We start from the raw sequence: 12712 nt of genomic DNA, 5'->3' as shown, positions 1-12712 counted from the left end.
GCATGAATATTTTTATTGACGTTTTTACACAGCCACACCGGGGAAATACTATGAATATTCTAAAAAATTTTACGATAAGACGTGTCGTCTTATGGATACTCATTATCGCCGTGATCGTCATTGCGCTTGCGGGTGCCTATGGTTCGGTGATTCTCAAAGACATTAATCGGGAAGTTACACGCAGTAACAGCTTGACAGAACAGCTTATTTTCCTTAATCGTGCCAGTTTGCAGATGCAGGAGAATGCGACAGCGAATCGTGCTGCGCTGGCGGCAGACGTGCCTGCGGGTGATGAGTGGCAGCGCTACCGTGCCGCGCTGACCAGCGCGCCACAGGATTATCCTGCGGCTGCGCAGGAAAGACTCCGTGCTCTGACGCAGCAGATTTCCAGCAATAACGCGCCGCTGAGCGTAGAGCATCAGAGACTGGTAGAACTCTTTTTGATTACGTTGGCTGCGGTCACGGGGCTGCTTTTCTTTTGTGACCGCTATCTGGTTGTCCATCTTGTTCGCCCCGTAGCAAAACTGCGTGATCACTTCCGCATCATTGCTGACGGCGATCTGACCCAGGAACCCGAAGATCTTGGTCGGAATTGTGTCGGGCAAATGGTGCCGTTACTTAAAGAAATGCAACAAAGTTTGCTGAAGACCGTTCTGGCGATTCGCGACAATGCATCCGTGTTACGGGATGAGGCCAGCGATATCGCTAAAGGCAATGCCGATCTGTCGAACAGGACGGCGACTCAGGCAGCCGCGCTGGAAGAAACGGCGGCCAGCATGGAGCAGTTAACCGCGACCGTGCGCTATAACGCAGAAAACAGCCGTGAAGCGCGCGCGCTGTCAGGCATCACTGCGCAAACCACTCAGCAGGGCGAACAACTGGTGAAAACGGTGGTTGGCGCGATGGAAGGCCTGTCTGTTGGCGCAGAAAAAATACGTCAGTTTACGGCTACCATCAATGGTATTGCGTTCCAGACCAATATTCTGGCGCTCAATGCCGCCGTCGAGGCGGCGCGCGCCGGAGAGCAGGGGCGCGGTTTTGCTGTAGTGGCCAGCGAAGTACGATCTCTGGCGCAACGCAGTGCCGAAGCGGCGAAAGAGATTGAAGGATTAATTGCGGATACGGTCGCCGGTATCAGTCAAGGACGTGATGCGGCCAACACGGCGGGCAGCACGATGGAAGAGGTGTTACGTAACGTCGGCAGCGTGAACGACCTGATTGGTCAGATTGCTCTGGCTTCCGAAGAACAGAGTAAAGGTATTTCTCAGGTCACACTCGCCGTAGCGGAAATTGACCGGGTTACGCAGCAAAACAGCAGTCTGGTGCAGACTATCTCAGCCTCTGCGGAAAGTATGAGCAGCCAGACTGAGACACTGACCAGCGTCATTACACGGTTTACACTGCCCGTGACAACCTCGTCTGTTGTCCGTTCAGCCAGCCATAAGGCCACGCAACCTCTTCGTCCTTCGGTCTCTGTGGCGACAAAAGATGATGCGGCCTGGATTGCGTTTGGTAAATAAAGATATATAAGCCAGCCGGTGGTCTGTTTTTCAATTGAAAATAACCACTGTGGTTTTCATGCCCCCGCCTTATGGCGGGGGAATTTATTGTTGAACGCCCTGTTTTAAATTTATATTTCCTTACATCTTACGTTACGAAATAAACTCAAATTATTGGTTTTTTTAAAAGTCATGCCGTTTCGCTTAAGGGAAAGTGATATAAGTTGATCAAAGCATAGATTCGGGCCCATAAAATTCCTGCCAGAACGGCCTTCCCTCGATTGACATTTCCCCTGTTAAGATTAAGTATTCTTATGAAATGTGTGCTGCGGCGGTGGCTGATGACCGTGTGAGAGAACCGATACGGGCTGCGCTAAGGCACTGTTACCCTAAGTCAACAACAGGGAGCCTGGTTTGGGAAATTCAATCGTCCGACGGCCCGTGCCCGTCCAGAATAACGTCCGGGAGTTGCGTATTGCGGCAGGTCTGTCACAGGAGGGCGCAGCCGAACGCTTTGATCTCAGCTTACGCGCCTGGCAGACAAAAGAAGCCACGGCGAAAGTCGCGTTACTGAGTCAGGGCGAGTATGAATTGCTGCTGCTGTTAGCAGGCAAGCATCCCTATTATGAACTGGTGCCACAGTCCAAAAAATAGCGATTTTTACCGTTTTACACAGATAAGCAGCCTCAGACTATGAAGTTCATCTCTGAGAGGACGATAACAGTAAAAACGGGGTCGAAGTTAAAGGCGATCCCGTGATCAGAGCAGATGACTGAGATTGGGATTTTTGCTGTACAGGCGGGCCTTTGTTGCGGTTTCAGGTTGGCAGATAACGTTTACCTGGTTCTGTCTGATTGCAGGCGTCCTCTTTTTACTGTGAGATGCCCGGCCACAGTATACGACCTCAGGAGGACATACTCTGAAGCACTCAACCGAAAACGGCGCTGAAGAAGCGCGCTTGCGTGCGCTGGCCCAGTATCACCTGATGGACACGCCGCCGAATGAAGCGTTCGATCGCCTGACGATTCTGGCCGCGCGACTGTTTAGCGTGCCGGTGGCGTTTGTGTCGCTGATTGATGAAAAACGCCAGTTTTTCAAGTCTCGCTATGGTCTGCAGATTACTGAAACCTCGCGGAGCGTGGCGTTCTGCCATCATACGCTTGAGAGTGACTCGATTCTTTGTGTGCCTGACGCGCTCAACGATCCCCGCTTCTGTAACAGCCCGCTGGTGCTGGGTTATCCCTATATTCGATTCTATGCTGGCGTCCCGCTGATTACGCCCGACGGGCACAGAATTGGGACATTATGTCTGACCGACAATCATCCCCGCCCTGCAATGAGCCCAACGGATCGTCAGAACCTGACCGATCTGGCTGCGCTGGTGATGGACCGCATGGAGGTTCATCGTATGGAGGTGCTGCGCCATGCCAGTCAGCAGCGGCTTGAAGCCATATCGGTCACCTCGCCTGATGCCATTATTTGTACCGATCTGAATCGCGGGATTACATTCTGGAACCCTGCCGCGACCAACATGTTTGGCTATGACGCCAGCGAAATGATGGGAAAATATGTCGCCGGACTGATCCCGGAACGCTGCCAGACCGACTACCGCAACGAACTTGATCGGCTTGAGCATGACGATGACGCGATCGCAGTCCCTCGTACTCTGCAGATTTGGGGGAAACGCTGCAACGGTGAAGAGTTTCCGGCAGAAGTTTCTTTCTCGGGCTGGCGCGAAGGGGAGGAACGCTATGTTGGCATGATTATCCGTGATGTTACGCTGCGTTATGAAAGCGAGGCGCGACTGTGTGAGCTGGCGTCACTGGATATGCTGACGCGTCTTGCCAGCCGCAGTGCGTTTATGACCCAACTCAGTAAGCTGACGGAATCCGGCGTACCTTATACCTTGCTGATGACGGATTTAGACAGTTTTAAAGAGGTGAACGATACACTAGGCCATGCCGCAGGCGATGCCTTGCTGTGCCATGTGGCTGAGCAGATTCGCGCGGTTTGTACCCATGCGATTGCGGCAGCCCGACTTGGCGGCGATGAGTTTATTGTCCTGCTACCCAATGGTTGCGATGAGGCCATGGGGATAGCGCACATACTCACTGCGGCCATCCAGATGCCATTTGATTACATGGGATCGGTGCTGACGGTGGGAGCCAGCACCGGTGTGGCCTGTTTTCCCTTACATGGCACCGACACGTCATCGGTCATGTCAGCCGCCGATTTAGCGCTGTACCGCGCCAAAGCGCGCGGGAAAGGCCAGTCTGTTCTCTTTCAGCCTGAATTTCGTGAGGCGGAACAGGGACGACGCCGTTTTGAGCGTGAACTGGAAGCTGCGGTACGTCAGCATCAGTTCGTTCTGCATTACCAGCCGCGTTTTAATGGGGCCGATGGGACATTGATCGGCTGCGAAGCACTGGTGCGCTGGATGCATCCCGCGCGTGGCATCCTTTTTCCCGCTGAGTTTATTGATATGCTGATTAAAAGTCCGCTGTCAGTCAAACTTGGGGAGTGGATCATTCAGTCCGCTGTCAGTCAAATTAAGCAGTGGCGGCGTCAACACGCGGCCTTGCGTGTCAGTATTAATCTGTTCCCACGTCAGTTGCTGGAAACGGGCCTGGCCGATGTTATCCGTCACTGTGCCGGGGAAGATGCAGGCTTTATCGAACTGGAAATCGATGAACCGCTGCTTACCGATGCCGATGAGACAAAATTACAGGTTCTGGATGCGGTTAAAAATACGGGGGCGTTATTTATCATCGACCATTTTGGTCGCAGCCTGGCCTCGCTCAGCCTGTTGCAGCATCGCTTTGTTGCCGGTCTCAAGATAGATAAATCGCTGACGGGCCAACTTGAGCAGAGCAACAAAGCCCGACTGCTGTTTAACGCGATTGCTTCGTTAGGCAAAAATATGGGCATCACGGTCGCGGCTGAAGGCATTGAGAACCGTGCACAGCATGAATTCATTTGTGCTGCGGCATGTGACATTTTACAGGGCAAACAGATGGGGGCACCCGTCAGCGCGCCTCGCTTCGAAAAGCTTTATGTTACGCCGCTCAATTGCCCCCAACCCTGATTTGCTGTTCTTCCGGCGTTAACGCTCAGGGTCCTGAGCGTTAACGAAGATGACGCTGTCCTGACCGATGAGGCAGAAAAAACGGCACCGCGAGGGTGCCGAAGTGAGCAACGTTTGTCAGGACAATCATTGTGATAATCAACTCACACTAAGATTAACGGCCCTGTGCCAGGAAGATTGAGCGAACCGATGACACGTTTGTGAAAACGTGACGCGACGCAGGTTTTAAGCGGTCTGAGGGCATTTATCCGCAAAAAAAGAGAGAGGCATTTCAGGTATAGAGAAAATTTGTTTGATCCCGGGTGGCGACAATCCAAAGCGTGAACTAGTGTAATAACGCTGTTTGGAAGTCATTTAGGATTTCCCTGAGAACTCCGGCCCGGCCCTTTAACGAGGTTCGGGCATTTTTTTGCACTTTAAACAGCGCCTTGCCTCTCTGTTGCACGTTCAACGCGTCAGGGAAGGCCGTAAAACCTGCCTGCAGGCCAGCGCTGACGACAGCCCGTTTTCTGTGCATAACGACAGAGGACAGAGTAAGAGAGGGAAGGGCATTAACGTCAGCGTGGTAATGGTGAGTCGAGAGGCAGGTAAGCAGGCGCGTGTAACGTTTATTGCCTGAAGAGCAGCGTCAGAAGTTCACGATAATGTGACGCATCGTCCTCATTCGTTGCCGTTTCAAGACAACCAATCAGCTTCAGACAGATGATGCGTCGACTCACAGGCTTATTTTCCCGAAGAATTTCGACTGCGATCCTGCCAAGTGTTTCAAGTTGATGTGGGTGATCAATCTGGCTGAAATAATGGGCCAGGTTGCTGGTTTTTCCTGAGGGCGGCAAACCGTCCTGGCGCATAGTGTTCCTTGAAGCTGAGTAGGAGTATTTGTGCGCAAGTTAACCGATCCTGGGGGCCGCTGTACAGCAGTATTACCGATTACTGGCGAAAGAAAGGTTCCCAGCCGTCTGGCTTAGATCTGGCAGGGTAAAGCGGCGATATGTAAGGCGGGCACTGGCGCTTCAGAGCTGGCTGACAGCGGCGACTGGCTTCCCATTGTGCGTGAATATTTCAGTCTGTGATAAGAGCATAAACGCCGCTAAATGAACAGGCACAGGCATGGCGCACGTTAATAATAACGTTTTAGTGCGAAGCATTACCGAAGAGAATAACATTATCATTAGCAGGGTTTTATTCATGGGGCGTAAACAGTCGCCAGGAATTATAACCATCAGCGCCACAACAAAAAATATTAATACTGCTCTTACAAAAAGCTGAACGATAATATATCGACGTTGACGGATATCTGTCTTTACGTGCCTTTGAAAATACACGCATAACGCCGGTCCAGGCCTGGCAAGGCCTGCAGGTGTTGTCAGGCGTACTATAGATATATTCAGAATAGTCTTTATCAGACAGCATTCAGGCCAGGAATTTAATAAATTTATTGCAATTCATTAAGTTAAAACAGGCATTTCAAAAGTATCATTTTTATCACTTCAGGCTACTATTCTTTCGGCAGAAAAAGGCTTTTGTCATCTGTTTGATTATTACTAGAATGTGAAAAACAATAGTGATTAATTGCCAGATTGAGGAGCGTAAAGTGTTATTTCACGACGATGAGAAAAGTCATGTCATTCTTGGCGAAGCGGTGGTCAATCTTGCCCTCGGTGAGAAAGAAATTAGTATTGATACACTCATTGCGGAGCTCAATATGATGGCCGAGTCAGAAACCTGTGATAACAGATTAGCCGACATTTTCTCGGCGCGACGCTGGCTAAAGCAGTTCAGACCTTCACCCGTCAGGAGGGATTCCGGCCTGCGCTGGTTAATGACAGCCAGTCAGGAAGGAAAAACAGATGAAAATGTTATTCGTCTTAATCCGGAAGAGGATGACGACCGTGCATAGCCAAACGTTGGCAAGTTAGTCAAGAAAAGGTAATCAATGACCTCTCTGCCTCTGCTTTACCGCCTCGCCTCTGCCCTGTGGTGTAATCGCAACGCTGTAAGACGGTTAGCTTTCTGATATTTACGCAAGTGACTGTTAAGTATGATATAGCACTTTATGCACAATAACCCTGCCAGCCAGTTAAGAGAATTCCTGTACAATTTTCCAGATGTTGTATAAGTTTAGTGAACATTGCGTTGACTAATGTTTATACTATTTCTCATTTGGGAGATTCATGATGCGTCAGAACGAAAATACGTCCAATACGGTTCACGATATTGCCCGTTACTTTGGCAACGACACGCTCCCTTCCGAAAAAGCGACGCTGGGTCAGGTCATCGTGGAGATCCTTCATGCAGGCAAAAGCCTTAACCGTAAGGCCATTTGTAGCGCGCTGATTCGTCGACTGAGTCAGTCGGCCAGTCCGCTTGAAGAGCAACATTATCAGAAACTGATCAGTATGCTTTTTGACCGCTGAACGCTGCGACGCACACGTGCATTCACGTCCCGCAGCAGTAATCTGATTGGTCAAATAAGCAGGTCACCAGAGGCCTGAGCATTTGAGGCTGGTTTGCCCGGTTACAGGGGCACAATGTCATCAGGAATGCGGGTATGCAAAAAGATAAACAAGAGAAACTTATTGAAATTGTCATGGGCGAGGCGATTACCGCGTTGCTTGACAGCAATGACACCATCAGTGGTGCGACACTGGCAAACAGACTTAAGATCATGCTCCGGGATGAAACTCACGACGAGCGGCACGAGGCTATTGAAATGGCGCTCACGGAAGTTCGCAACGAGTTTGCCTCCGCACGTGACCCGATTGATGCCACCGTACTGGCATTTGGTCAGAGCATTCCGGACAACAGTCGTAAGCACTAAGTCTGGGCGGCCTTCAGGGCGATGCATGCAGGGTAAAAACGCAGCGGTTGCTGGTATGCACGCAGGATTGCAGCACTGAACAGTCAGTATGACGTCACTTACCTTCACAGATACAGATTAAGAAGATCATCATGCCGAATACTATCGACATTGAGCAAAACACGACAGAAGCAGAAATACTGCATCTCTTTCGCCGTGCGGGTGACACACTTCAGGCTGAAAATGCAGTGCTGGATGCGGTGATTCGTGACATCGTCATTCAGGGACAAAAGGTGACCAGTAAGGCCATCATCATACGTCTGATTGCCGAACTGGAATGCACGGAAGATAGCACCGAGTTGGCCGTGTTACGCCATTGCCTGGAAATTGTTGTGGGGCGAACATCCTCCAGGGACGATACGTAAGATACAGCCTGCGCGGTCTCGCTGAATCTGTCATGGAATAAAAGCGCATCGCCCTGTACTGATAAAGCGGTATTGGTGCCACCGCTAGTCCGGTGCTTCATCATCTTAATGAAACTGTCGGGAAAGCAGACGTATCGCTTCCTGACACGCTTTCTTTTCAAGCTGCTCTGTGCTCTGTTCACTGTAATTATGCAGTGAACTGACAATATCCTGAAGATGGAGCTCGCCATCGGGTTTAAGCAAACGCGCAACTATCGTACCAATAATGGTATAGATGTCTTGCATGGCGGTGTCATCACTCATTCGACCTCCGTCAGCGAAAACGTGCCTTTATTAATCAGCGCGTCGGTTATGTGAATACCTTTCAAGGCGCTTACTCGTGCAAAGCGTTTTTCAGAAAGTAGGGTAAGCCGCTGCCTGGCAGCGACTTAATGAAGGTGATGGATACTGAGATCACCGAGTTCTGTCGTTTGCGATTCAGCCGGACGAGAAATCATCTCCGCACGGATTTCTTCAATGGCCCGCAATGCTGCGCGAATGCGTACCTCATCACTTTCGGTATCCAGAAGCTGTTGCAGCCGCTCAAGGAGAAGGCGCCAGGAAATTGCCGCATCCTCATTCAGTAGCTGCGTCACCATCTCTCCGATGATGATGTCCGTCATTTTTTCGTCAAAAACGTTATTCATATACTCCCCGGAAGGCGGTTCTGAGACCGAAAGATTAGCACAGGTTTTTCCAGTGGGGGTTTGCTCAGCATCAAAATGAGACTGCACGGATGTGCAGGCGGCACTGCAATGGCACCGAAAACCTTTACTGGCTTTTTTTTTGCGGGCAACAGAATAAGTTTCTTTGAGCAATCATTCAATTGTACATTGACGTATTTTTCATCTTTGCCAAAGAAAGAGCCCGGGCAGTGCCGGGCTCTGGCGGTCATGCTGCTGCATCGCCGGTTAACTGAGCAGGCGGTCAGGCTGTACGAAACACAGAAACCATGTCGCGCAAATCACTGGCCCGTTTTGCCAGTTCATCTGCGGATGACGCCGACTGCTCAACCAGTACTGCATTTTGCTGTGTCACCTGATCCATCTGGTTAACGGCAATATTAATCTGGCTTACGCCGCTGCTCTGCTCTTCAGACGATGATGAGATATCGCGAATCAGCTGAGAGGTTTGCTCTATGGCCTCTACGCTCTGCTTAACTTTGCTGCCCGCATCCTGCGCCAGCGTTAAGCCTTCATTCGACTGAACGACAGATTGCTCTATGAGACCTTTAATCTCTTTCGCGGCACCGGCTGAGCGCTGCGCCAGTGCGCGCACTTCGGCCGCTACTACGGCAAATCCTTTACCCAGTTCGCCGGCGCGAGCCGCTTCAACGGCGGCGTTAAGCGCCAGTATATTGGTCTGAAAGGCGATGCTGTCAATGACGGCGGTGATTTCCTCAATCTGGCTTGAGCTGCCACGAATCTTCTGCATTGTCGCCATGACAGCGTTCATCGCATCACCACTCATTAAGGCCGCATTAGTCGCCGATACGGCCATATCGGAGGCGTAACGTGTGTTATCGGCATTCTGTTTAATAATGGACGACAGTTGCTCCATACTGGCGGCGGTTTCAGCCAGCGAGGCGGCCTGTTCCTCCGTACGCGATGAGAGGTCGTTATTACCCATCGCAATTTCTTCCGACGAGTTGGCAATGGTTGACGCGTTATTTTTAATACTGGTCACTAACAGCGAAAGACGTAGCTGCATCTGCGCCAGGGCATTCAGCAGTTCGGCGATCTCATTATTGCCCGAGACCGTTATTACGGTGGTTAGATCACCCGCTGCAACTTTACTGGCCACTGCCACCGCCTCTTTTACAGGGCGCGTGACCGAACGACTAATCATAAACGCCACAAAGACTGCTATGAGTGCTAACACCAGTAATGCGGCCAGCAGGATATACTGCGAATGACGACGTTGATCGATTTGATCGTTGAGCGTAATTGCCAGTTGCTGGCTGAGTTTTGTGCCAAGATCGTTATAGGCGTTAATCGCCTGGGTAAAGTCTTTTACGTAGTCCAGAGGCGTAATCTGCACGGTTTTCGTGATAAAGACGTTTTCCGCCATCTTAAGTACGCTGGCCGAACGTTGATAGGCGTCCTGCGCCTGCGCGGCAAAGTCAGTTTTCAGTCCTGGCTCCACGGTAAAGGCTTTATTCAGTACATTACTGAATTTTTCCAGTGCATTTCGGCCGCCTTCAAGTTGATATTCCATGACGCCACGATAGGATTCGTCAGCTTTATCCCCCGCCGCAATGATGGACGTACCACTTGCCCGGATGCGCCCGAGCGTTTCGGTCAGCTCTGGCAGGCGGCCATAAATACTCATGATAAGCTGATAAGTATTCAGGTCGGCATCTAAAGAGAGACTATACAAATCAAGAATGTCTTGATTCGTGTCCAGCAGGTTTTGAATGAGTTGGGCATGATGCGTCAGGCTGCTCGACAGCGTTAACTTCCCCGTTAACACGTCCTGTTGTAGCTGTGACCATGCGGTCTGAACATTTAAAAAACGCTGAGTGGGTTGTGCGCTGGCATCATATTGACGCAATTCAGAGGCTATTTTTTCATACATTGCATCGATCTGAGAAGCCAGCGCTACGCGTGGCGCGTTATCCAGCTTATTTTGGGAAATAGCGATGGCACTTTCCGCACGATGGCGCTGTATCAGGTTAAGTAATGTCAGGATATCTTTTTCGATCGGTACGCCCTGTAACTCTTGTGTTTTTACGTTAATCGCTTCATTACCCGTCTGAATAAATAGATAGGTAGGTAATATAAATAAAACCAGAGCAAAAATACCGAGGATAAGAAATTTTGTCGGCAGGCCGAGTTTGTCGAGAATGTTTTTCATTACTTGCGGTCCAGGTGGAGTGGTGTCTTTTGATAAAATCATCAAAATATAATTATGTTATGTTTTTACTGTAATAGAATGGAAATTTTTCGCTTATTATCAACGATCTGTTTGATTTAACGGCAGGGCGAGGCCCATTTTTCACAGTGAAAGACAGTATAGAGTGCATTCTTCTGTTTATCATGTTAAAGATTCACTAAATTTTCTTTTCAATGTGGCTAAGCCAAATTATTTTTCTTTTTTAATTTTCATCTAATTATAAATAGGTATATATGGGATGCTTGTTATAAAAAAGCAGCCTCGATCCCAAAGAATGAAAAAAAAATTAAAGTTATCCTGAGGGGTGACGATAATGGCGGTCCTTATTTTTTTAGCCAACAATAAAGTCTTCCAGGGGCTTTTACCGGGTAATATTCTGGTCAGATAATTAAAGTCATATGACTTACGATGAGTATCGCCACGTGCTCAGGACCGGTTAAACATACATTCCGCTTACTCCCGCAAGACGCTTCCGAAGCTGAGGGTTGTGTTGCAATCCCTGTGACGCGTTTTGTGTCGCTGCGTGCGTCATCGCCTGCGTGTTTTCCTGCGCTTAAGCACTGTTTACAGTGAAGAAGTGGTGCACGCTCTGACGCCGCAGCGGCAAACGGTGAGTGTTCCCTGTTAACCACGATTGAATATTTTTTTCTTATCGCCAGAAAGTAACCAATACAATGTTTTATTCTCTTTTTCTAAATTAAATTCTTCTCGTTTAGTTTAAGATTTAATATTCGTCAAATTATTTTTGTTTTTATTAAAAAACCATAATTATCAATTGCTTATTATTTTTTTATTACGGGGCTCTTAATTTTTACTGTGGATTTTACTTTTTTAACCGATACCTGTTTTTCACCATAAGCAGGGAGTCCATAATGAAAATTTCAACGCGCCTGACGATGAGTTTCGGCCTTTTAATTACGCTGTTTATTATCTGCACCTCAGTGGCCTATACCGGTATGAATAATGCTCGTAACGGCATGGATGAAGCCGTAAATGTCAAAATGAAGAAATACCGTGTGGGGATGGACATGTACGGTGGGTTACGTGACATGGCCGTCATTGTGCGTAACCTTGCCCTGATTACGGATCCCGACCAAATGCAGCGAGAGTGGCAACGTATTGTCACGCAAAAAGCGAGCTATATAGAGAACCGTGAGCGTCTGGCTGCAATGGTTGCCAGAGATTCAACGCCAAAGGCCAGAGAGGCCTTTGATAAGATAGTAAGTAGCGAGGGCCCGGTGCTGGCGGCGCTGGAACATGCCGGCCAGCTTGGCTTACAAAACAAGCAGCAGGACGCGACGTCTTATCTGATAAAAACGGTTCGGCCATTGCAAGGGCAATTACTTGAGTCGCTGAAAGAGATGACCAGGCTGCAAATGGAAGACAGTGAAAAGTCCGTTGAAATCACCAGTCAAAATGTGCGCCGGGCCACGCTGATTCTGTTGATTCTTGCCTCTCTGTCGGTGGTCGTTTCCGTCGCAGCGGGGTATATGATTATACGCGTGCTGATGCGTCAGCTCGGGGGTGAACCTGCTCAGGCGCAGGCATTATCTGCGGCGATTGCCGGCGGCAATTTAACCGCACCGGTCACCTTGCGTGCCAACGATTCAACCAGTCTGCTCGCCTCTCTGGCGAATATGCAGACCAGTTTGCGTCGTCTGGTTAGCCAAATCAAAGAGACCGCCGGATCGGTCGCCTCGGCATCCGATGAAATCGCTCAGGGCAATACTGAGCTGTCATCACGTACAGAACAGCAGGCTGCCGCCCTACAGGAAACGGCGGCCAGTATGGAACAGCTCACCGCCACGGTGAAGAGCAATACGGCCAGTGCACAACATACGGCTACCGTTGCCCGCGAGGCTGCAACCCTGGCGCGCAGCGGCGAGTCCGAAGTCCAGCGCATGTCTCATACCATGAATGACATCGCCCTGAGCGCGACAAAAGTTCGCGACATCACAGGCCTGATTGA

At 49.8% G+C, this 12712-nt stretch carries 12 protein-coding genes; 8 read left to right on the top strand and 4 right to left on the bottom strand.

The annotated features are described in order from the left end of the window. Positions 1 to 50: 50 nt before the first annotated feature. The 3 genes from RAC90_RS16405 to RAC90_RS16395 all read left to right on the top strand — a co-directional run bounded on the left by RAC90_RS16405 (position 51) and on the right by RAC90_RS16395 (position 4584). Positions 51 to 1520: a methyl-accepting chemotaxis protein gene (locus RAC90_RS16405; protein ID WP_325992424.1), complete on the top strand. Its 1470-nt coding sequence runs from the start codon at positions 51 to 53 to the stop codon at positions 1518 to 1520. A 393-nt stretch (positions 1521 to 1913) separates the two neighbouring features. After that, positions 1914 to 2153 (top strand): hypothetical protein, encoded by a 240-nt coding sequence (locus tag RAC90_RS16400; RefSeq protein WP_033739962.1) that lies wholly within the window; start codon positions 1914 to 1916, stop codon positions 2151 to 2153. 331 nt (positions 2154 to 2484) lie between these two features. Further along, entirely contained in the window at positions 2485 to 4584 is a 2100-nt protein-coding gene (locus RAC90_RS16395) for an EAL domain-containing protein (protein ID WP_375094076.1), read from the top strand. A gap of 608 nt (positions 4585 to 5192) precedes the next feature. On the opposite strand, the gene RAC90_RS16390 is transcribed toward RAC90_RS16395, so the two are convergent. After that, positions 5193 to 5435 carry a biofilm development regulator YmgB/AriR family protein gene (locus RAC90_RS16390; protein ID WP_033739960.1) on the bottom strand — a complete coding sequence of 81 codons (243 nt, stop codon included), beginning with the start codon at positions 5433 to 5435 and terminating at the stop codon, positions 5193 to 5195. A gap of 743 nt (positions 5436 to 6178) precedes the next feature. Between RAC90_RS16390 and RAC90_RS16385 the strand changes: the two genes are divergently transcribed. The 4 genes from RAC90_RS16385 to RAC90_RS16370 all read left to right on the top strand — a co-directional run bounded on the left by RAC90_RS16385 (position 6179) and on the right by RAC90_RS16370 (position 7809). Further along, positions 6179 to 6484 (top strand): hypothetical protein, encoded by a 306-nt coding sequence (locus RAC90_RS16385; protein WP_033739956.1) that lies wholly within the window; start codon positions 6179 to 6181, stop codon positions 6482 to 6484. Between the two features lie 277 nt (positions 6485 to 6761). Continuing rightward, on the top strand, positions 6762 to 7001 hold the full coding sequence (gene ycgZ, locus RAC90_RS16380; RefSeq protein WP_033739954.1) for a regulatory protein YcgZ: 240 nt from the start codon (positions 6762 to 6764) through the stop codon (positions 6999 to 7001). 134 nt (positions 7002 to 7135) lie between these two features. Beyond that, positions 7136 to 7405: a hypothetical protein gene (locus RAC90_RS16375; RefSeq protein ID WP_033739952.1), complete on the top strand. Its 270-nt coding sequence runs from the start codon at positions 7136 to 7138 to the stop codon at positions 7403 to 7405. A gap of 131 nt (positions 7406 to 7536) precedes the next feature. Beyond that, the gene (locus RAC90_RS16370) at positions 7537 to 7809 is read left to right on the top strand and encodes a biofilm development regulator YmgB/AriR family protein (protein ID WP_375124558.1); all 273 of its coding nucleotides are present in this window, start codon (positions 7537 to 7539) and stop codon (positions 7807 to 7809) included. A 105-nt stretch (positions 7810 to 7914) separates the two neighbouring features. Here the strand turns inward: RAC90_RS16370 and RAC90_RS16365 are convergent, their stop codons facing one another. The 3 genes from RAC90_RS16365 to RAC90_RS16355 all read right to left on the bottom strand — a co-directional run bounded on the left by RAC90_RS16365 (position 7915) and on the right by RAC90_RS16355 (position 10704). Beyond that, the gene (locus tag RAC90_RS16365; RefSeq protein WP_033739941.1) at positions 7915 to 8112 is read right to left on the bottom strand and encodes a hypothetical protein; all 198 of its coding nucleotides are present in this window, start codon (positions 8110 to 8112) and stop codon (positions 7915 to 7917) included. A 125-nt stretch (positions 8113 to 8237) separates the two neighbouring features. Then, entirely contained in the window at positions 8238 to 8495 is a 258-nt protein-coding gene (locus tag RAC90_RS16360) for a hypothetical protein (RefSeq protein WP_033739939.1), read from the bottom strand. Between the two features lie 280 nt (positions 8496 to 8775). Then, positions 8776 to 10704, bottom strand: a complete 1929-nt coding sequence (locus RAC90_RS16355) for a methyl-accepting chemotaxis protein (RefSeq protein WP_367143621.1) — start codon at positions 10702 to 10704, stop codon at positions 8776 to 8778. Positions 10705 to 11615: 911 nt separating this feature from the next. Here RAC90_RS16355 and RAC90_RS16350 point away from each other — a divergent pair. Next, the coding region (locus tag RAC90_RS16350) for an MCP four helix bundle domain-containing protein (RefSeq protein WP_375124557.1) at positions 11616 to 12712 on the top strand (1097 nt) is incomplete at its 3' end.

The organism is Pantoea sp. CS_6, from assembly GCF_041954745.1.
Classification (GTDB): domain Bacteria; phylum Pseudomonadota; class Gammaproteobacteria; order Enterobacterales; family Enterobacteriaceae; genus Pantoea; species Pantoea stewartii.
Note: the sequence above shows the minus strand (reverse complement) of the source record. Positions and strands in the feature narration are given on the sequence as shown.